The 20,316-nt window shown below is 68.5% G+C and carries 21 protein-coding genes; 3 read left to right on the top strand and 18 right to left on the bottom strand.

Annotated features, from left to right (window positions below; all coding sequences use genetic code 11):
* Positions 1-11: 11 nt before the first annotated feature.
* Complete coding sequence (locus AB0B82_RS15575; RefSeq protein WP_360167637.1) at positions 12-632, bottom strand: helix-turn-helix domain-containing protein; 621 nt, start codon at positions 630-632, stop codon at positions 12-14.
* A gap of 70 nt (positions 633-702) precedes the next feature.
* On the opposite strand from AB0B82_RS15575, the gene AB0B82_RS15570 reads away from it, so the two are divergent.
* Complete coding sequence (locus tag AB0B82_RS15570; protein ID WP_360167634.1) at positions 703-1,503, top strand: NAD(P)H-binding protein; 801 nt, start codon at positions 703-705, stop codon at positions 1,501-1,503.
* Between the two features lie 675 nt (positions 1,504-2,178).
* On the opposite strand, the gene AB0B82_RS15565 is transcribed toward AB0B82_RS15570, so the two are convergent.
* The 8 genes from AB0B82_RS15565 to AB0B82_RS15530 form a co-directional block, all read right to left on the bottom strand.
* Positions 2,179-2,577 (bottom strand): pilus assembly protein TadG-related protein, encoded by a 399-nt coding sequence (locus tag AB0B82_RS15565; protein ID WP_360167631.1) that lies wholly within the window; start codon positions 2,575-2,577, stop codon positions 2,179-2,181.
* A 41-nt stretch (positions 2,578-2,618) separates the two neighbouring features.
* Positions 2,619-3,068: a hypothetical protein gene (locus AB0B82_RS15560; RefSeq protein ID WP_360167628.1), complete on the bottom strand. Its 450-nt coding sequence runs from the start codon at positions 3,066-3,068 to the stop codon at positions 2,619-2,621.
* On the bottom strand, positions 3,065-3,448 hold the full coding sequence (locus AB0B82_RS15555) for a TadE family protein (RefSeq protein WP_360167625.1): 384 nt from the start codon (positions 3,446-3,448) through the stop codon (positions 3,065-3,067). The genes AB0B82_RS15560 and AB0B82_RS15555 overlap by 4 nt, the downstream gene beginning before the upstream one ends.
* Complete coding sequence (locus AB0B82_RS15550; protein ID WP_360167622.1) at positions 3,448-3,645, bottom strand: hypothetical protein; 198 nt, start codon at positions 3,643-3,645, stop codon at positions 3,448-3,450. The genes AB0B82_RS15555 and AB0B82_RS15550 overlap by 1 nt, the downstream gene beginning before the upstream one ends.
* 14 nt (positions 3,646-3,659) lie before the next feature.
* Positions 3,660-4,598: a type II secretion system F family protein gene (locus AB0B82_RS15545; protein ID WP_360167619.1), complete on the bottom strand. Its 939-nt coding sequence runs from the start codon at positions 4,596-4,598 to the stop codon at positions 3,660-3,662.
* Complete coding sequence (locus tag AB0B82_RS15540) at positions 4,595-5,455, bottom strand: type II secretion system F family protein (protein ID WP_360167616.1); 861 nt, start codon at positions 5,453-5,455, stop codon at positions 4,595-4,597. Before AB0B82_RS15540 ends, AB0B82_RS15545 begins: the two co-directional genes overlap by 4 nt.
* Positions 5,455-6,735, bottom strand: coding sequence for an ATPase, T2SS/T4P/T4SS family (locus AB0B82_RS15535; RefSeq protein WP_360167613.1), 1,281 nt, complete (start codon positions 6,733-6,735; stop codon positions 5,455-5,457). The genes AB0B82_RS15540 and AB0B82_RS15535 overlap by 1 nt, the downstream gene beginning before the upstream one ends.
* 282 nt (positions 6,736-7,017) lie before the next feature.
* Complete coding sequence (locus AB0B82_RS15530; RefSeq protein WP_360167610.1) at positions 7,018-7,761, bottom strand: GntR family transcriptional regulator; 744 nt, start codon at positions 7,759-7,761, stop codon at positions 7,018-7,020.
* Positions 7,762-8,051: 290 nt separating this feature from the next.
* Here AB0B82_RS15530 and AB0B82_RS15525 point away from each other — a divergent pair, with 290 nt between their 5' ends.
* Complete coding sequence (locus tag AB0B82_RS15525; RefSeq protein WP_360167607.1) at positions 8,052-9,053, top strand: Gfo/Idh/MocA family oxidoreductase; 1,002 nt, start codon at positions 8,052-8,054, stop codon at positions 9,051-9,053.
* Here AB0B82_RS15525 and AB0B82_RS15520 read toward each other — a convergent pair.
* Positions 9,008-9,757: a hypothetical protein gene (locus tag AB0B82_RS15520; RefSeq protein ID WP_360167604.1), complete on the bottom strand. Its 750-nt coding sequence runs from the start codon at positions 9,755-9,757 to the stop codon at positions 9,008-9,010. The two genes, AB0B82_RS15525 and AB0B82_RS15520, sit on opposite strands and share 46 nt — an antisense overlap.
* Positions 9,758-9,833: 76 nt before the next feature.
* On the opposite strand from AB0B82_RS15520, the gene AB0B82_RS15515 reads away from it, so the two are divergent.
* Positions 9,834-10,757: a LysR family transcriptional regulator gene (locus AB0B82_RS15515; RefSeq protein WP_360167601.1), complete on the top strand. Its 924-nt coding sequence runs from the start codon at positions 9,834-9,836 to the stop codon at positions 10,755-10,757.
* 62 nt (positions 10,758-10,819) lie between these two features.
* On the opposite strand, the gene AB0B82_RS15510 is transcribed toward AB0B82_RS15515, so the two are convergent.
* The 8 genes from AB0B82_RS15510 to iolB all read right to left on the bottom strand — a co-directional run bounded on the left by AB0B82_RS15510 (position 10,820) and on the right by iolB (position 20,283).
* Positions 10,820-12,322: a CoA-acylating methylmalonate-semialdehyde dehydrogenase gene (locus AB0B82_RS15510; RefSeq protein ID WP_360167598.1), complete on the bottom strand. Its 1,503-nt coding sequence runs from the start codon at positions 12,320-12,322 to the stop codon at positions 10,820-10,822.
* A gap of 47 nt (positions 12,323-12,369) precedes the next feature.
* Positions 12,370-13,557 carry a Gfo/Idh/MocA family oxidoreductase gene (locus AB0B82_RS15505; protein ID WP_360167595.1) on the bottom strand — a complete coding sequence of 396 codons (1,188 nt, stop codon included), beginning with the start codon at positions 13,555-13,557 and terminating at the stop codon, positions 12,370-12,372.
* Entirely contained in the window at positions 13,554-14,456 is a 903-nt protein-coding gene (locus AB0B82_RS15500) for an ATP-binding cassette domain-containing protein (protein WP_360167592.1), read from the bottom strand. The genes AB0B82_RS15505 and AB0B82_RS15500 overlap by 4 nt, the downstream gene beginning before the upstream one ends.
* Entirely contained in the window at positions 14,453-15,499 is a 1,047-nt protein-coding gene (locus tag AB0B82_RS15495; RefSeq protein WP_360167589.1) for an ABC transporter permease, read from the bottom strand. Before AB0B82_RS15495 ends, AB0B82_RS15500 begins: the two co-directional genes overlap by 4 nt.
* 9 nt (positions 15,500-15,508) lie before the next feature.
* On the bottom strand, positions 15,509-16,504 hold the full coding sequence (locus AB0B82_RS15490; protein ID WP_360167586.1) for a sugar ABC transporter substrate-binding protein: 996 nt from the start codon (positions 16,502-16,504) through the stop codon (positions 15,509-15,511).
* Between the two features lie 82 nt (positions 16,505-16,586).
* Positions 16,587-17,474: a TIM barrel protein gene (locus AB0B82_RS15485; RefSeq protein ID WP_360167583.1), complete on the bottom strand. Its 888-nt coding sequence runs from the start codon at positions 17,472-17,474 to the stop codon at positions 16,587-16,589.
* On the bottom strand, positions 17,474-19,387 hold the full coding sequence (gene iolD, locus AB0B82_RS15480; protein ID WP_360167580.1) for a 3D-(3,5/4)-trihydroxycyclohexane-1,2-dione acylhydrolase (decyclizing): 1,914 nt from the start codon (positions 19,385-19,387) through the stop codon (positions 17,474-17,476). The genes AB0B82_RS15485 and iolD overlap by 1 nt, the downstream gene beginning before the upstream one ends.
* The gene (gene iolB / locus AB0B82_RS15475; RefSeq protein WP_360167577.1) at positions 19,384-20,283 is read right to left on the bottom strand and encodes a 5-deoxy-glucuronate isomerase; all 900 of its coding nucleotides are present in this window, start codon (positions 20,281-20,283) and stop codon (positions 19,384-19,386) included. The genes iolD and iolB overlap by 4 nt, the downstream gene beginning before the upstream one ends.
* Positions 20,284-20,316: the final 33 nt, after the last annotated feature.

Below are 20,316 nucleotides of genomic sequence, written 5' to 3'. Positions count from 1 at the left end.
AGCAGCTTAGCTCAGCCGAGCCCGCGGCGAAGAACGGCGAAGACTTCGGTGATCGCCCGCTCCAGCTCTGTCTGGGCCTGAGCGAGCTGTTCCGGCGTGGCATTGTCAGGCAGAACGGCCATCAGCCGCTCCTCCAGCACCTTCTGCGCCGCGGCGTACAGAGCGGCAATCAGGCGGTTGCGCAGGTGATCCGGGGCGCGCTCCTCGAGTGCCTCGGTCAGCCGCTGCTCCAGCTGCTCGGCGTTGAAACTCCGGCGTGCCCGCAACGCCGGGCTGCCCTCGATCGTGCGGACGAACTGCTTCCAGGTGGCCAGATGCCCGACCTTGAGCCGTTCCCGCGTACTCGCCCGGTACTGCGCTTCGAGCACCTCGACCGGATCCGCCTCCCGCGGCGCCTCCCGGATCGCCCGCGCCGGTCCCATCCACCACTCGGGCTCGTCGAAGAACAGATCCTCCTTGGCCGGAAAGTGGTTGAACACGGTCTGTACGGCGACATCCGCCGCGCGGGCCACCTCGGCAACCGTCACCGCGTCGAACCCGCGCTCGAGAAACAGCGCGGTCGCCACATCCGAGATCGCCTGGCGGGTCTGCCGCTTCTTCCGCTCGCGCCGCGACAACTCCTCGATCTCCATTGCACGGACTGTAGCGGATCTGTTTTACTGCCTTCATTATTGTAGTCACTACATGTTTGGAGTCTATCTAATGACAATCCTCGTCACCGGCGGCCGCGGCGCGATCGCCCGCGCCGTCACTGCCGGACTCGTCGACGCCGGACAGGACGTCCGCGTCGCCAGCCGCGAACCCTCCGCCCTCCCATCGGCCGTCGCCTACGACCCGGCCGACCCGTCGCCCGCCCTGCGCGGCATCAGCCAGGTCTTCCTGTACTCCGACCCCTCGACGGCCCCCGCCTTTGTCGCCGCGGCCGAGGCAGCCGGCGTGAAACAGGTGGTCCTGCTCTCGTCGCTGTCGGCCCTCGGCGGCCCCACCGACCCGCATGCCCGGACCGAGCAGGTGATCGCGAACGCGTCGTACGCAACGACCCGCCTGCAACCCGGCGCATTCATGAGCAACGCGAAGTACTGGGCGCACCAGGTGCGCGCCACCGGCCAGATCCGCCTGCCGTACCTCGACGCCGAGGAAGCACCCATCCACGAACAAGACATCGCCGACGCCACGATCCGCGTCCTCCTCGACGGCCCCGGCAGCATCCACGACGGCCGCGGCTACCCGATGACCGGCCCCGAGTCGATGACGCGACGGCAGCAGATCAAACTCATCACCGAGGTCACCGGCGTACCCATCGAAGCGGTCGAACTGACCCCCGACGAGGCCCGCGCCGAAATGCCCACGCGCGACGAAGGCCAACGCGAAACCCTCCTCGCCTACTGGGCCTCCCGCGTAGGCACCCCCGCCCCCATCGAACCCGGCGTAGAACTCCTCACCACCCACACCCCCCGCCCCTTCACCACCTGGCTGACCGACCACCCCCACCTCTTCACCTGACCCCACCCGAGCCGCCAACACCAACTGGCGGCCCCAAGGCCACCCACCCACCACCTGCCCACGCCACCACTCGGGGGTGTGAACAAGAACCGGGGCCTCAACACCCGAAATGACCTGTCCACACCCACCGGTACGGGTCCAAACCCACCACCAATGCCGAACCCCACGCGGCCGACGCACCCCAGCCCCACATCCGGCCGCTCACGCCCGGACCCCCACCACCACCCGCGCCACCCGCGCCACCCGCACCACCCAAGGCCACCTACCAACCTCCGCCCCGCGCCCTCGCCGCGCGTGCCCTCGCCGCACGTGCCCCATCCCGCGCCACCACTCGGGGGTGTGAACAAGAACCGGGGCCTCAACACCCGAAATAACCTGTCCACACCCATCGCCGGCTGTTCACACCCACCGCCGGTCATGCACACCCACCACCGGACATGCCCCACCCACCACCGGCTGTTCACACCCACCGCCGGTCGTGCACACCCACCGCCGGTCATGCACACCCACCACCGGACATGCCCCACCCACCACCGGCTGTTCACACCCACCACCGGTTGTCCAAGGTCCCGGCGACCTGCGCGGACTCACTTCTGCATGTCCAAACCCCCGGCTTGTGTCAGGGCGGGGGTCGGCGGCGCTCGATGCTGTCGGCCTCGGCTGGTGGCTCTGGGGTCAGCGGATGGGGACTACGGCTGCGGCTTCGGAGGCTATGTCGGCTGTGCCGGGGAAGCCGGGTGGGCGGAACGGCAGCGTCGCTGTAGTGGTCAGGCGAACCGTGACTGTTGTGCCCTCGACGTCGACAGCCCAGTCGAGGTTGTCGAACCTGTTGCCGGCAGCAACGTCGTCCAGGTACTCCGCGGTGAGCTGACGCGCCTGCTCGGGATCGATCGCGGCGTTGCTGCCCGCTCCGGGTTGCGCATACACCGCGGCCAGACCGTTGGCCGCGGCGAGTACGGCGCCGTCCGCGGTCGCGTCCAGGCCGCGGCGAACCAGGAATACCTTCGAAATGTCGGTGACCACGACAACCATCAACAAAATCACCACGGTGAACCCGACGATGAGCACCGTCATTTGACCCTGCTCGCCCCGCCGGCAGCGCTGGACGAGCCCGCTCATCCGTCGCCCTTCGCCTGGCGGTAGTCGCCGAACGCCTCGGTGTGCGCGGCGCTGATCCGGATCGCGGGCGGCTCACCGCCGAGCGCGTCGGGGATCAGCGGCAACCGCACCTTGGTCTCGAGCGTGACCGTCACCGTCGACGCCGGCTGCAGACAGGCCGGGTTGCAGCTGATCGAGAGTTCGTTCTCGCCGAGTTCCATGCCCTGGTCCTCCATCGCCACCCGCGCCGCCGTGAACGCGCGCGCCCGCGCTTCGTCCTCGGACACCCCGTCCGGCACGATCACGAACGCGCGTCCGGCGGCTCGAGTTGCAGCAGTCGCGCCGTACGACGCCCGCTGTACGTCGAACACGCCGAGCATCATGTACACCAACGGCACCATCAGCAGGATCGCCAGCCAGGAGAACTCCACGACGGCGCTGCCCCGCTCGTCCCGCCGGCGCCTCACTCGCCGGTCTCCTTCACGGCATGTCCTCGGACCGTGAACGCGATCCCCGGACCCCACAACCCGAGCGGCGGCATGTGGGCGTGAACGGTCACCTCGACACCGGGCTGTCCGGCGACGGTGGTCGCGTCCGCGGTGACCGAGTCGACAAGTCCGTCCGCGACGACGCCGTCGATCAGGTCGCGGGTCCGCGCGGCACCGTCGGCCGGTCCGCGGTTGAGGACGGCGGCGTAGTGCGCGCCCTCGGAGGCTGCGGCGGTCACGGTGTTGCGCACGTACAGGAACAGGCCGACCTGCAGGATGCCGAGGAACAGCGGCACGAGGAGCGTCGAGACCAGTACGAAATCGACGACGGCCGACCCGCGCTCGCCGCGAACGCGCATTACTTGTTGGTGACCGAGCTCAGCGCGTCCGAGAGCATCTCGGCCAGCTGCTTGCCGGCGAGCTGCCAGATCGCGACGACCAGACCGGCGGTCATCACGGTGATCAGCACCCAGCCGGGCACGTCGCCGCGCTCCTTGTGCGCCGGACGCGGCTTCAGCAGCAACGCCACGAACAGTCTCGTCAGGTACAGGGACATGACCTCTCCTCAGTTCATCCGGCGATCAGCCGGATTCCGACAGCGCCCGGGTAGAAGGCGAAAGCGATGGTCACCGGCAGGACCAGGAAGATCACCGGGACCATCATGGCGACCTCACGGCGCGCACCGGACTCGATCAGCTCGCGGCGCCCTGCTTCCCGGATGTCGCCGGCCTGCGCCCGCAGTACGTCGGCCAGCGGGGTACCGCGCTCGAGCGCCACCGCCAACCCGTCCGCGAAGCGCGAGAGCGCCAGCAACCCCGTTCGGTCCGCGAGCGCGTCGAGCGCACGGACCAGCGTTTCTCCTGCCCTGGTCTCGGCCAGGACACGTTTCAGTTCCTCGGCGAGCTCGCCGCGGCAGGCGCGCGCGACTCGGTCGAGGGCGGCCGCGGGACCTTCACCCGCAGCGACCGACAGGGCGAGCAGCTCGGCCACAGTCGGCAGTTCGTTGAGCAGGCGGCGTTCGCGGCGGCGTACCTGGCTGGTCAGATAGGTGTCCCGGGCAAGCACTCCGACGACGCCGAGGATCAGGGCGAACACCAGCATGCCGACCGGATTGCCGAGGCCGAACGCGGTCGCCACGATCGAGATCACCAGGCCGCCGCCGAACGCCAGCGTCCCCCAGAGCAACTGCTCGATGCGGAACTCCTCGATCGTCCGCTCCAGCCCGGCGCGTTGCAGGCGGCGCCGGATCGTGCCTGCGCCGCCGAGGATCCGCTCGAGGCGTTGCGCGGCGGATCGCAGCGACGGACCGAACAGCCGCAGGATCGCGTAGATCGGCGACCGCGAGTCCACCACACCGACGAACACGTCGGGAGTGCCGAGATCACGCAGGTACGGCGAGATGCGCTCGTCGACGGAGGGTTTGCGCAGGAACGGCATCCGTACGACGAACAGCAGCACGCCGACCGCGAGCAACGCGCCGAGGAAACCACCGACCAGCATCGGATTCATCGCAGCACCCGCTCGGGCTCGGGCAACCGGCCGATCCGCAGCATCAACCGGTACGCGAGCACGCAGATCACCGCACCGGCGCCGATGATCACCGCGCCCAACGGCGAGTTGTACCGCTGGATGACATCGCCCTGGAACGACAGCATCGCCAGCACGAGCCACGGCGCCGCGACCGCGACCCGTGCGCCGTTCACCGACCACGACTGCCGGGACTCCAGCTCGGACCGGGTGCGCGCGTCGTCGCGCAGGAACGTCGACAGCGACCGCAGCAACCGGCCGAGATCGCCACCGCCGACCTCGCGCGCGATCCGCAGCGCCTCGACGACCCGGTCGCCGACCGGGTCGGCCAGCCGCGCCTTCAACAGATCCAGCGATTCCGCGAACCGGCCCGACGACGCGTAGTCCGCACCGAATCGGCGGAACGGCTCCCGCAATTGGAGCGGACCACGCTCACCGACCTGCGCCAACGCCTCGGACAACGACAGCCCGGCGCGCACGGCCGACGCGATGTTGTCCACGACATCAGGCCACAGCTCCCGGAACTCGGCGATCCGCCGACGCGCACGAGCACGCACCAGCGCGATCGGCAGCCAACCGGCCATCAGCCCGAAGATCAGGCCGACCGGCAACGTCCTGGACACCGCGAGCATCAGCAGGAAAGCCACCACACCCGTGATCACACATGCACCGATGAACGCCCCCGGCGTCACGCCCTCGATGCCGGCGGCGGCGAGCAGATCGCGGCTCTTGCCACGCAGACGACCGTCCGCGCCGGCACCTTGTTCGGCCGGGGCGACGAACGCCGCGATGATCAGCAGCAGCCCGACCCCGAAGAACATTCCGATCAGCAGCCCCATCAGCCCGCCACCCCACGCGGCAACTCGGTGAGCAGCCCGGCCACGTTGTATCCGGCCTGCTGGAACCGCTCCGGATGCGGCAGGTGCCCTTCCGCGCGACGCAGGTACCCGTCGTAGGTCCCGAACAAGGTCTCGGTCTCGATCGCCTGGTCCTCGACCCGCCCGGTGACCGCCACGATCTCCCGCACCCGCCGGTGACCGTCCGCACCGATCCCGAGGTGTACGACGATGTCGACGCAACCGGCGACCGTCGGCAGCACGAACCGGGAGCCGATGTTCTCGCCCGCCAGCAGTGGCAGCGTGCACATCTTGGTGAGTGCTTCGCGCGCGGAGTTCGCGTGGATGGTGCACATGCCGGGCAGGCCGCTGTTCAGCGCGAGCAGCAGGTCGAGGCACTCCTCGCCGCGCACCTCGCCGACGATCACCCGGGACGGCCGCATCCGCAGCGACTCCTTCACCAGGTCGCGCAACCGTACCTCGCCGGTCCCTTCCAGACCGGCCTGGCGGGTCTGCATCGACACCCAGTCGGGAATCGGCAGCTTGATCTCGAAGACTTCTTCGCAGCTGATCACGCGCTCGCTGCCGGGGATCGAACCGGCCAACGCGTTCAGCATCGTGGTCTTTCCGGCCTGCGTGCCCCCGGAAACCAGCACATTGAGGCCGACGGCAACAGACGCCTCGAGCACCGCGGCGGCGTGCGGGGTGAGCGAACCGAGCTGGACCAGGTCGCTCAGCCGCGTCGCCCGCACGGTGAACTTCCGGATGTTGATCGCCGCGTAGCGCTGGGTGATGCCGCCCAACACGATGTGCACGCGGCTGCCGTCGGGCAGCCGCGCGTCGGTGAACGGCTGTGAGACATCGATCCGGCGCCCGGTCGTCTTCAGCATCCGCTCGACCAGATCGCTGACCTCTTCCTCGGTCAGCACGGTCGTGGTCAGCTCGTGCCGGCCCTCGCGGGCGATGAACACCCGGCTGGGCTCGTTGATCCAGATCTCCTCGACCGACGGATCGTCCAGATACCGCTGCAACGGGCCGAAGCCGGCCACACGGTCGTGCACCTCACGACTGACCGCCTCCACGTCACCGATCGGCGGCACCACACCGGTCAGGCTGCGCTCGTCGTACTCCCGGACGACGGTGGCGACGATCGCGTTCACCGCACCCGGGTCGCGCAGCGGGTCGATACCTTCCCGGCGGACCACGTCACGCACCTGCGCATCGATCAGTTCGACGGCGCTGACCCATGGCGAGCGGTGCGCATCGAGCCTGTCCGCAGTCATCGCTCTCCCCGTGTGCGTACCGTTCGGCGACCACGCTCGGTCACCATCCGCGCCCATCCTTTCAACTCCCGCGCACCCGCGCCACTCGCGTGACCTGCGCCTGTGGATAACCGTGACATGCCACAGGCTCACTCACCGTATCGATCAGGTCACGGCCCGGTCCAGAAAATTGCAGCTTGTTGCAATCGCCCGCACCAGGCCCTTTCGGACGGCGCTGGTTGCCTGCGGCATGGAAAGCTATCGAAAGCTACAGCGCCGTTCGAGCGCCGCCCTGGGCGGGGTTCAGCGGTGCACGAGGGTGTGTTCGAACGAGTAGCGGCTGGCCCGGTACAGGTGTGCGCCGTACTCGACCGGCTGGCCGTGGTCGTCGTACGTGATCCGCGTGGTCGCCAGCAGCGGCGAACCAGGCTCCTCCGCCAGCAGCCGCGCATGCTCTGCTGTGGCCGGTACGGCGGAGATCGTCTGGTGCGCCACCTTCAACCGGACCCCCTCGGCGCGCAGCAGTTGGTAGAGGCCCCGCTCCGCCAGTGTCGCCGGGTCGGTCTCCAGCATGTCCGGCGGCAGCCAGTTGCGCATCAGTGCGAGCGGTTCGCCGTCCGCACGGCGCAGGCGCTCCAGACGCAGTACCCGGTCGCCCTCCTCGCACTGCAGTGCGGCGGCGACCTCTGCCGTCGCAGGCGAGACACCGAACCGCAGTACGTCGGTCGCGGGCTTGCGATGCGCCGCGGTGAGGTCGTCGTACAGGCTGGTCAGCTCGAGCGAACGGCGGACCTGGCCGGAATTGCCGACCACCTGGGTGCCTACACCGCGTTTGCGGACCAGCAGACCCTGGTCGACGAGGCGGGCGATCGCCTGGCGCACGGTGGGCCGACTGAGCCCGTACGCCTCGGCCAGGTCCACCTCGTTGCTCAGCCGGGATCCGACGGGCAGTTCACCGCCCTGAATGGCCGCCTCGAGCTGCTGCGCGAGCTGTACGTGCAACGGCGTACGGCTGTTCCGATCGACCTGCACCTGGACGGTGTTCATGGGCACATCCTGAAGGCTGGACCGGAATCCGTCGACCCACTCCGGGGATTTGATCAGACCTGCCCGACCACGGCCTCCGGCGCAGGTCTGGTCCGGTCGCCGGGCGGCCAGTCGGTGAACGGCCGGAGAACCGGGTCCGGATCACGGGCAGCCGGTGGGCGGCGATCCTGACCGTCAGGCAATATGACAGGTTCTCCGCCGATGCCCCGGGACTACCCTTGACCGGCGGAAACCGCCCTGGACGCCCCCGCCGTACCCGATGCGTACGGCCCACCCACGAAGGAGAAGGCATGGAACCGCTGCGGATCGGCATCCTCGGTGCAGCCCGGATCGCCGGCCGAGCCATCGTCGAGCCGGCCAAGCTGACCGGCGCGCGGCTGGTCGCGGTCGCGGCACGCGACACCGACCGGGCCGAGGCCTTCGCCGCCGAACACGGTGTCGAACGGGTCCATGCGTCGTACCAGCAACTGCTGGACGACCCCGAGATCGAAGCGATCTACAACCCGCTGGCCAACGGACTGCACGGCCCGTGGAACCTGCGCGCGCTTGCCGCGGGCAAACATGTCCTGACCGAGAAGCCCTCTGCCAGCAACGCCGCCGAGGCACTGCAGGTACGGGACGCGGTCCGCTCGTCCGGACTGGTGTTCATGGAGGCGTTCCACTACGCCTACCACCCGGTGCTGCGCCGGCTGCAGGATCTGGTCGCCAAGGGCGAGCTGGGAGACCTGCAGCACATCGAAGCGACCATGGTGATGCCCCCGCCCCCGGACGAGGACCCGCGGTGGTCGCTGCCCCTGGCCGGCGGCGCCGTGATGGACGTCGGCTGCTACGCGCTGCATGCGCAGCGCATGTTCGCGGCGTACGGCGGTGGTGCTCCGACGCTGGTCGGTGCGCGGGCCGGCGAACGCAAGCGGATGCCGGGGGTGGACGAGTGGCTGAACGCCGATCTCGAGTTCCCGAGCGGCGCGACCGGCGCGGTGCGCACCAGCATGGCGGCCGAGAGCGTCGAGTTCAGCCTCAAGGTCGTCGGCAGCCGCGGTGAGGCCTTCGCGCCGTTCTTCGTGCTGCCGCAGAACGACGACCGGGTGATCGTGACGACCAAGGAGGACACCTGGGTCGAGCACCTCGGCACCCGGACGTCGTACACGTATCAGCTGGAGGCGTTCGCGTCCGCCGTCCGCAACGGTGCCCCGCTGCTCACCGACGCGGACGACGCGTTGGCCACGATGGAGCTCATCGACGCCTGCTACACACTCGCCGGCATGGAGCCACGGCCGTCCTCGACGATCTGATCGTTGCGGCCGGCAACGGCGTGCGCGAACGCCTGGACGAACGGGTGTGGACGCCCGCTGTTGCCGGCTTCGGCCAACTCCGGCTGGAACAGCGTGGCCAGGTAGAACGGGTGCCCGGGTAGCTCGGCGATGCGTGGTTCGCCGGCGTCGTCGTGGCCGCTGAACACCATCCCGTGGTCCCGCAGCAGATCCAGTCTGCTGCTGTCCAGGCCGTACGAGCAGTGATACCGCTCCATCGAGCGTTCTCCGCCGAGCAATTCGGCGGCCCGGGTGCCCGGTGTCGTTTGTACGACGCCCTCGTGGCCGTCGAGCGAGCACTGCAACGGCACGATCAGCAGGTCGTCCGCCTCGGGGTTCGTCTCTCCGTGCTGGACGCCGGTCGCACCGCCGACACTGCGCGCGTACTCGAGCATCGCGTGCTGGAAGCCGCCGCAGGTCCCCAGGAACGGGATGCCCTGCTCGCGAGCAGTACGGACAGCCGCGAGCGCGCCGGCCTCGCTGCGGTACGGGCTGCCGGGTAGCAACCAGATGCCGTCGAAGCCCGCGATGGCGTCCCCCACGGCGTCGGTCGGAATCCAGTAGATGTCGAGATCCAGGTGGTCGCGTTGCTCGAGTTCTCTGAGCAGGCCGGGAAGCCGGGCGTGCGAGCGAACGTGCGGAGAGCGATCCCCGACCAAGGCGAGGCGTCCGGAGTAGGCATTCACGGGTCCATCCTCGGCCCGACCCGGGTATCAGCGCCAACGATGATCTCTACAAGTCCTATCAGAGATACTGATCAGCGTGGATCCTCATCTGTTGCGCACCTTCGTCGCGGTGGCCGACTGCGGATCGTTCTCCGCGGCCGCCGAGCGGCTCGGCTACACCCAGTCCGCCGTGTCCCAGCACATCGCGGCCCTGGAGAGCGACCTGGGCACGCCGCTCCTGCACCGCCGCCCGGTCAGCCCGACTCCAGCGGGTGAGCGTCTGCTGGAGCACGCGGGCGCGATTCTGCTGCGCCTCGACGCGGCGCGCGCGGACGTACGCCGTACCGTCGCCGAACCACCCAGCCGCCTGGACGTCGCCGCTTCTCCCCTGGCGGCACGCTCGCTGGCGCCGCACTTGGCCGCCGCGCGCCGCACTTACCCCGGCACGCAACTCTCCCTGACCATCTGCCCCCGTGCCGAGGTCGTCGAAGCAGTAGCCACGACGTTCCATACTCTCGGCCTCGTCGACGGTATCAGCGCCCCCAGCGACCCGCTTCCGCTCGCAGTCACTGCTTCCCTCCACACAATCCCCACCACTGAAGAACACCTAGCAGTGGCCATCCCCCGCCCCCATCCCTTAGCCCGCCCAGCGACGCCTGCGGCCCCGGGCGCCCGGGCCGCCCACGGCGGACTGTCGGTGGTGGATCTGGTGGATCTGGTGGATGCGCGGTGGATCGACGCCCCCGACCTCGCCGCACCGCTGGCGACGTTGAGCGCCGCCGTCGGCGCCGACAGGTTCCGGCCGGCCTTCAGCTACACCGGCACCGACCTGCACACCCTCCTGGCGCTGATCGAAGCCGGGCACGGCCTCGCGGTTCTCCCCGCGTCAACGATCACCCCGAATCTCGCCGCCGTCCCGTTGAACACCCCGCGACTGGTACACCGCACCGAACTCGTCCATGCGGGCCTGTCTGTCCCGGTGGCCAAGACCCTCGCCGACCTCCTCACCGCGCGCCAGTAGGCCCCGCGCACACCCGATCTCCCCACCCCGATACACCACGGCAGGGAGATCGACAACCCGCATCAGTCGTGCGTCGGGAAGCCGAGGTTGATGCCCCCGTGCGACGGGTCGAGCCAGCGCGAGGTGACGACCTTGCCGCGGGTGAAGAAGTGCACGCCTTCGGTCCCGTGCGCGTGGGTGTCGCCGAACAGCGAGTTCTTCCAGCCGCCGAAGGAGTAGTACGCCATCGGCACCGGGATCGGGACGTTGATGCCGACCATCCCGACCTCGACCTCGTTCTGGAACCGGCGCGCCGCGCCGCCGTCGTTGGTGAAGATCGCGGTGCCGTTGCCGTACGGGTTGGAGTTCACCAGGTCGAGCGCGTCGTCGTACGACGAGGTGCGCAGCACCGAGAGCACCGGTCCGAAGATCTCGTCGGTGTAGATCGACATGTCCGGCGTGACCTTGTCGAACAGGGTCGGCCCGAGCCAGAAGCCCTCGTCCGCGCCGTCGAAGTCACCCGCGCGCCCGTCGACCACCAGCTCCGCACCGGACTCGACCCCTGCCTCGACGTACCCGGCGACCTTGTCCCGGTGCTGCTTGGTCACCAGCGGTCCCATGTCGCAGCCGCGCGTCCCGTCGCCGGTCTTCAGCCCGCGCATCCGCTCCTTGATCTTGCCGATCAACTCGTCGGCGATCGGCTCGACCGCGACCAGCGCGGAGATCGCCATGCAGCGCTCGCCGGCCGATCCGAAGCCGGCGTTCACGGCCGCGTCCGCCGCGAGGTCGAGGTCCGCGTCCGGCAGCACGATCATGTGGTTCTTCGCGCCGCCGAGCGCCTGCACACGCTTACCGTTGCGGGTCGCGTTCTCGTACACGTACTTGGCGATCGGCGTCGACCCGACGAACGACACCGACTTGATGTCCGGGTGCTCGAGCAGGCGGTCGACAGCCTCCTTGTCACCGTGCACGACGTTGACCACGCCGTCCGGCAGACCGGCCTCCTTCCACAGCTCGGCCATCGCGTTCGCCGCGGACGGGTCCTTCTCGGACGGCTTGATCACCACGCTGTTGCCGCACGCGACCGCGATCGGGACGAACCACATCGGCACCATCGCCGGGAAGTTGAACGGCGAGATCACCGCGCACACGCCGAGCGGCTGCCGAATCGAGTACACGTCGACCTTGGTCGAGACGCCCTCGCTGTAGCCGCCCTTGAGCAGGTGCGGGATCCCGCACGCGAACTCGATCACCTCGAGCCCGCGGGTCACCTCGCCGAGCGCGTCGGACAGCACCTTGCCGTGCTCGGCGGTGATCAGCCGGGCGATCCGCTCCTTGTTGCTGTTGACCAGCTCGCGGTACGCGAACAGGATCTGCGCGCGCTTGGTCAGGGAGGTCTGCGCCCAGGTCTTCGACGCCTCGTGAGCGACCTTGACGACCTCGTCGACCGTGCCGGCCGAGGCCAGGTCGAGCTCGCCGGTGACCTGACCGGTAGCAGGGTTGTAGACCTTGCCGGTCCGCTCGGCCACGCCGGTCCAGGAGCTGCCACCGACGAGGTGGGTGATGCGCTTGATGTCAGTACTCACGATATTTCCTCACTGCCGGGGTCTCTCAGAATGCTGGGTCTGCCGACTCAGCTCAGGACATTGCTGCGGTCGGCAAGGACCACATCGACGGGTTTGCCGGTGCTCAGCGACTCCAGACCGGCTTCACAGACCACCGCCGCGGCGTAGCCGTCCCACGCGGTCGGTCCGTCGAACTCGCCGCGCACGGTGGCGTCCACCCAGCGCTGCACCTCGAGGTCGTACGCCTGCTCGAACCGGACCCGGAAGTCGGCCGGCATCGCACCGCCCCACTTCCCGTCGGCGCGGGTGATCACACCTGATCCCAGTCCGATCGTCGCGCTGCCGCGCTCGGCGACCGCCTCGCAGCGGACCTCGTACCCGACCTGGAAGTTCACGAACACCTCCACGTCGGCCATCGCGCCGTTCGCCAGCTCGAAGACGGCCAGCTGCGGGTCGTGGACACCGTCCGCGACCAGGCTCGTCGACGCCGGGGTGTGCACGGTGATCCGAGTGATCTCCTCGCCGAACAGCCACCGCGTGACGTCGACCTCGTGCACCATCGAGTCGCGCACGATCATCTCGCTGCGGAACGACGGCGTGGACGTCTTGTTCCGGTGGACGTTGTGCAGCAGCAACGTGCGTCCGAGCTCGCCCGAGTCGAGCAGCTGCTTCAGGGCGACGTACTCCGGGTCGAAACGGCGCATGAACCCGACCTGGATCAGCTGCCGCCCGAGCTTGTGCTCCGCCTCGACGACCTGCAGCGCGGACGCGGCGTCCATGGTCAGCGGCTTCTCACACAGCACCGGCTTGTTGTGCTCGAGACAAGCGAACAGCTGCTCCGCATGCACAGCCCCCGGCGAGGCCAGGATCACCGCATCGACGTCCTCCGCCGCAATCAACTCCAGCGGATCGGGAAAGACCCGGACAGCGCCGTACGACGTCCACGCCGCCGCGTCGCCCGCACCCGCGCCGTCCGCAGTACGCTCGCCATGCGCCGCCGTACCGCGTGCTCCTGGTGCTGCTGCTCCAGCTGCTCCAGGTGCTGCTCCCGGTGCTGCTCCAGGTGCTGCTCCCGGTGTTGCTGCTCGTGGTGCTGCGGTGGACTCGGAGAGGCTGCGGGCCAGTGTCTCGGCCCGTTCCTGGTCGGCGTCGGCGACCGCGACCAGGCGCGCACCGGAGGTCTTCCGCGCGATCCGCTCGGCATGGTCGGCACCCATGACGCCGACCCCGACGACGCCGACCCGCAGCTCACTCATGTCTCGTCCCGCCCCTTCGTTTCGGTCGCCGGCGCGTCCACCGGACGCGCAGCCCCGGCCTTCGCCGGATCGACGACAACACCAGCATCGATCCCGCGCAACTCGTGACTCAACGCCTCGAGCTCGGAACCTCCGGCCATCTCGGTCGTCAACTGCTCGAGGGTGATGTTCGCGCGGTGCGTGTCGAGCGCGACCCGGCCGAGCTTCAGCACGACGAAGTGGTTGCCGACCAGGTACGCGTGGTGCGGGTTGTGGGTGATGAAGATGACCCCGATCCCCGCGTCCCGCGCCTTCACGATGTACTTCAGCACCACACCGGACTGGTTCACGCCGAGCGCCGCGGTGGGCTCGTCGAGAATCAGCACCTTGGCGCCGAAGTGGATCGCCCGCGCGATCGCCACGCACTGCCGCTGACCGCCGGACAGCGTTCCGACCGGCTGCTCGAGGTTGGGGATCGAGATCCCCATCTTGGTCAGCTCCTCCTGCGCGATCCGCTTCATCTTCGCCGCGTCGAGCTGCCGGAACGGACCTTTGGTGATCTCGTTGCCGAGGAAGAAGTTCCGCCAGACCGACATCAGCGGAGCCAGCGCGAGATCCTGGTACACGGTCGCGATGCCGCTGTCGAGCGACTCCCGCGGCGAGCTGAAGTGCCGCAGCTCGCCGTTCACCGACATCCGGCCCGAGGTGTAGTCGTGCAGGCCGGCGATGATCTTGATCAGCGTCGACTTGCCGGCGCCGTTGTCGCCGAGCACGCAGGTGATCTCACCCTGGCGGACGGCCAGCGAAACACCGCGCAGTGCCTGCACGTTGCCGTACGCCTTGCCGACATCCTCGAGCAGGACGATCGGTGCGGTCGGGCTGCTGGTCGCCTCGCCCGCGAAGGATTCGGTCGTACTCATCGTGCCTCCGCCCGCTTCTTGACGACCAGGTTGACAATGGTTGCCAGCAGCAACATCGCGCCGAGGAACGCCTTGAACCAGTCCGGGTTCCAGCCCGCGTACACGACACCGAGCTGGACCATGCCGAAGATCAGCGCACCGACGGCCGCACCGACCACCGAGCCGTAGCCGCCGGTGAGCAGGCAGCCGCCGACCACCGCGGCGATGATGTACAGGAACTCCTTGCCGACACCTTCGCCGGACTGCACCACGCCGTTCTGCACGAACAGCAGCTGCATCCCGGCGAACCACGCGAAGAATCCGACCGTCATGAACAGCCCGATCTTCACCTTCTTCACCGGAACACCGACGGCGCGAGCAGCCGCCGCGTCACCGCCGACGGCGAAGATCCAGTTGCCGATCTGGGTCTTCAGCAGTACCCACGCGGCGATCGCGACGAACAGGATCCACCAGACCACAATGATCTTGATCGTCACGCCGCCGATCTTGAACTCCGACGCGAACAGCGCCTTCGCCGCGCCGAACCCGTCCATGTCGCTGATCGAGTTCGAGGCGACAGCGCCGGACGTCGCGCGGGTGACCGCGATGTTCATCCCCTGCAGGATGAAGAAGGTGCCCAGTGTCACCAGGAAGCTGGGCAACCCCGTCCGCATCAGCAGCCAGCCGTTGAACGCGCCGATGGCCAGCGAGAGCACCAACGCGACCCCGACGCCGACCCAGACGTTCAGACTGAACTGGTAGGCGACGATACCGGCGGTCAGGCCCGAGGTCGTCACCGCGACACCGGCCGACAGGTCGAACTCACCGCCGATCATCAGCAGCGACACCGGCACCGCCATCACACCGATCAGCGCGGCCTGGTACAGGATCGTGCCGGTGTTGTTGATGTCGCGGAACGGCGGCGCCGTGATCAGGAAGAACACCAGGATGACGGCCGCGCCGACGAGTGACCCGATCTCCGGCCGGCTGAGCAGCCGGGCTGCGAGGGATCGGGCGGAGACGCGATCGTCCGCCGAAACCGGTGAGGTGATGGTCGATGCCATGGTGGTACCTCAGCGCGTCCCGGCTTCGGCGTACTTCTGGACCGCGGCGATGTTCGACTTGTCGATGAACGCCGGTCCGGTCAGGGTCGCCTCACCACCGCCGATGGTGTTGCCGTTGGTCTTGTAGAGCCAGATCCCGTCGATCGCGAGGTAGCCCTGCAGGTACGGCTGCTGGTCGACCGCGAACTGGACGGTCCCGTCGTTGACGGCCTTGGCCATCTCCTTGCTCATGTCGAAGCTGCCGATCTTCGCCGCCGAGCCCGCGTCTTTGGCCGCCTGGACCGCGGTCAGCGCGATGCCGGCGTTCAGCGCGACGACGTAGTCGGCCGACTTGTCCGCCTGCAGCTTCGAGGTCAGCGTGGCCTGCGTCCCGGGCTGGTCGGTGCCGTTGACGTTGACGTTCTCGACGTTGCCGAACCGGTCCTTGATGCCCTGGCAGCGGGCCTCCAGACTGACGTTGCCCTGCTCGTGAATGACGCAGATGACCTTCTTCGCGCCGAGCTGCTTGAGCTTGTCACCGGTCGCCTGCCCGGCGATCCGCTCGTCCTGGCCGAAGTACCCCAGCGCGCCGGTGGACTTCCACTGGTCGAGGCCGCCGTTCAGCACCGTGACCGGGATACCGGCCGCGATCGCCTTCTTGACGTTCGGAATCACCGCGTCGGGCTTGTTCAGCGTCACGGCGATGCCGTCGACCTTGGAGTCGATCGCGGTCTGCACCAGGTTCGCCTGGGCCGCACCGTCCGGGTCGGCGGAGTACTGCAGCTCGATGTTGTCCTTCTTCGCGGCCGCTTCCGCGCCGCGCCGAACGATGTCCCAGAAGGTGTCGCCAGGGCCCGAGTGGGTGATCAGCGCGACCTTCATCCGCGGCGTGTCGGCGACGTTGCCGCCGCTGCCACCGGAGCTCTGCTCCTCCTGTTTACCGCCGGAGGAACTGCACGCGGCCAGTGCCGCGGCGAGTGCGACTGCGGCGACCCCGGCCGCCGCCTTCTTCTGCCACCGAACCATGACTTGCTACCAGCCTTTCAGGTGTTCCGCGGTTACTCCGCGGACTTGCGTGGGACCCGAGAGTGTCACACCCCCGTGGTCGTCATCTCGATCCGCCACCCCCACATCCGGTGAGATAAGCCAGCGTCCGCCGCGCGATCGGCAGCGGTACGTCGGGTGGGCACGGGTACATGTCCTGCTCGACGATCGCGAACACGTCGGCATCGAGCGCGGCCAGCACGTCGAGCACCGGCGGCAGCTCGGGTACGCCGTTGGGCGGCTCGCACATCACGCCCCGCCGTACCGCTTCGTCGAAGCTCAGACCGTCGACCTCGGCCAGGATCTTCGGGTCCACCTGCTTCAGGTGGACGTAGCCGATCCGGTCCGGATACTTGTCGATCAGGTCGAGGTTGTCGCCGCCGCAGTAGCTGATGTGCCCGGTGTCCAGGCACAGGTTCACGTACGCGCTGTCGGTCTCCTCGAGGAAGCGCTCGACCGTGTCTTGGGTGTCGACGTGGCCGTCGGCATGCGGGTGGTACTGCGTGTTGAGGCCGAACTCTTCCGCGAGCCGCCGCGCCAGCTCGGTCACCGCCCGGCCGTGGCGCGCCTGGCCCGCGCGGTCGAGCCGCTCCTCGACGGCCTCGCCGTTGTCGCCGCGCCACATCGACGGCATCACGACCAGGTGCTGCGCGCCCATCGCGGCCGTCAACTCGGCTGTCTTCACGACGTCCCGCCAGGTCGTCTCCCAGCCGTCCTCGCGATGCAGTTGTTCGAAGGTCGTGCCGGCGGTCATCGTCAGGCCGCGTCGGTCCAACTCGTCCTTCAAACGCACGGGATCCGTCGGCAGGTAGCCGTACGGGCCGAGCTCGATCCACGTGTAGCCGGCCTCGGCGACCTCGTCGAGGAAACGCGTCCACGGGACCTGTTGCGGATCATCGGCATACCAGACTCCCCACGAGTCCGGCGCCGTGCCGATGTCGACTCTGCCCATCAGCGCTCCCCCTCGACCGGAGCCAGGTACGGACGCTGGGCCTTCTTGCTCTCCTCGTACGCCGCGGAGGCGGCCTGAGTGGTCTGCAACTCCGACACCTCGCTCACGGGGACATCCCACCAGGAGTCGCTGTCCGGACCGCCGATCAGCGGGTCCGTGGTGACGTGGATCGCGATCGGCCCGGTCGCCGCCTTCGCGGTTTGGATCGCCTTCTCCAGCTCGGGACGGCTGTGGACCTCGATCACCTCGACACCGAAGCTGCGCACGTTCGCCGCCAGGTCGACCGGCAGGTAGTCGCCGTCGAGCCTGCCGTCGTCGGTGCGCTTGCGGTAGGCCGTGCCGAACCGTTGCGAACCGAGCGACTCCGACAATGCACCGATCGACGCAAAGCCGTGGTTCTGCACGAGAACCACGATGATCTTGACGTTCTCCTGGACCGCGGTGGCCAGCTCGCTCGACATCATCAGGTACGACCCGTCGCCGACCATGACGAACACATCGCGCTCCGGTGCACCGAGGCGCACACCGATGCCACCGGCGATCTCGTAGCCCATGCAGGAGTAGCCATATTCGACGTGGTATCCCTTCGGGTCGCGCGGCCGCCACAGTTTGTGGAGGTCACCCGGCATCGAGCCGGCCGCGCAGACAACCACATCAGACGGCGCCGACAATTCGTTCACGGCACCGATCACCTCGCCCTGGGTGAGCAGTCCTTCGGCGAGTTTCTCCGTCACGTCGGCGGCGGGCCGGAAAACTGCGTCGACAGTTCCGTTCCAGTTCCTGGTGAGTTCCTGGGCCTTCGCGGTGTACTGGGCATCCACGGACCACTCGCCGAGCGCAGATCCCAACGAAACCAGGGCTTCCCGCGCATCGGCCACCATTGGGAGGCCTGCATGTTTACCACCGTCGAAGCGCGCCACGTTGATGTTCAGGAACCTCACCCGCGGGTCCTGGAAGGCCGTCCGCGACGCCGTCGTGAAGTCGCTGTAGCGAGTCCCGATCCCGATCACCAGATCGGCCTCTCGGGCCAGCGCGTTGGCTGCCGTGGTCCCGGTCGCACCGACCGCGCCCACCGCCTGCGGATGGTCGTAGGGCAGCGATCCCTTACCTGCTTGGGTTTCCGACACCGGGATACCGGTCCGCTCGGCGAAGTTCCGCAACGCTTCCTCGGCGCCCGAGTAGTGCACGCCGCCGCCGGCGACGATCAGGGGGCGCTGCGCCGACCGGAGGAGATCTACCGCCTTGTCGACAATTGATGCCTCCGGCAAAGGCCGGGCGACGTACCAGGTGCGCTCGGCGAACAGCTCCTCCGGCCAGTCGTAGGCCTCGGCCTGGACGTCCTGCGGCAGCGCGATCGTCACCGCACCGGTCTCGACCGGGTCGGTCAGCACACGCATCGCGTTCATCAGCGCCGACGGCAGCTGCTCAGGCCGCCAGATCCGGTCGAAGTACTTCGACACTGGGCGGAAGGCGTCGTTGACCGACACATCACCGGCACCGAAGCTCTCCAACTCCTGCAGCACAGGCGTCGCCACCCGCGTCGCGAACACATCAGAAGGGAGGATCAGCACCGGTAACCGATTGATCGTCGCCAGCGCTGCGCCGGTCACCATGTTGGTCGAGCCCGGACCCACGCTCGCCGTGCAGGCGTAGGTCTGGAGCCGATCGCGGGTGCGGGCGAAGGCAGTCGCGGTGTGCACCATGGCCTGCTCGTTGCGGGCCAGGATGTACGGCAACGCCCTCGGGTCCTCGAGCTCGGACTGCAGCAGTGCTTGACCGAGCCCGGCGACGTTGCCGTGACCGAAAATGCCCAGCGACCCGGCAATCAGCCGCTGCCGCAGCCCGTCCCGCTCCGAGTACTGGACGCTCAGGAACCGCACCAGCGCCTGCGCGACCGTGAGACGCACCGTCATGAGTTCTCTCCTGTATGTCCGAAAGGCAGGCGCGAATCGATATGTTGGGAGTTCCACAACTCGCGGACCCACGCGTGCCGGGGGTCGTCGGTGATCAGCCACTGGCGCTCGGCGCCGGGGCCGGCCATCACGTTCAGGTAGTACATGTCGTAGCCCGGTGGGGCCATCGCCGGGCCGTGCCAGCCGTGCGGGACGAGGACGACGTCACCGCTGCGTACCTCGGCCAGCACGTCGATCGGACGTTCCTCGGTGCCGTAGACCCGCTGATACCCGATCGGGTCGTTGCCCCTGACACCTTCCGGGACGTCGTCGGACAGTTGCAGCTCGAAGTAGTAGATCTCCTCGAGCTCACTCTCCTTTCCCGGTTTGTGCTCGTCGTGCTTGTGCGGCGGATAGGACGACCAGTTGCCGGCCGGTGTCAGCACCTCGCAGGCAATGATCGAGTCCGCGTCGAGCACGCCCGGCGTGCCGAAGTTGCGGACCTGCCGGGACGCGACGCCGGCACCACGCAGTTCGGTCTCGACGTCCTCGGCCCCGACCCGGCGGAACGGGTGATCGGCCGCGGCCTTCGCATGCGGGAACGCGATCCGCGCGCCACCCGCGCTGACCACCGCGAAGGTCGTGTTCCGGGGCACGTAGGCCAGGTCCGTCGGTCCGGCGAACACGTCGGCACGGCCACCGAGCGGGACGGTCTCGCCGTCGACGATCACTTCGGCGGAGCCGCTCAACGGCAGGACGATGTATTCGCAGTTCCCGGTGTCGATCTCCACCGATTGCCCGGGATGCAGGGTCCGCACCAGCAGTCCGCTGTGATGCCAGTCCGCCTCACCTGGCCGCACGACGAGGTCGAACCCGTCACGCGCCGCAGTCCCGGCCGGCCGAACCCATTCAGTCATCCCAACCGTCCTTCCTCAGCGCCTTGGTCCAGG

The sequence above is a fragment of the Kribbella sp. NPDC048915 genome, assembly GCF_040649595.1.
Classification (GTDB): Bacteria; Actinomycetota; Actinomycetes; order Propionibacteriales; family Kribbellaceae; genus Kribbella.
This window is presented reverse-complemented; position numbering and strand designations above follow the sequence as displayed.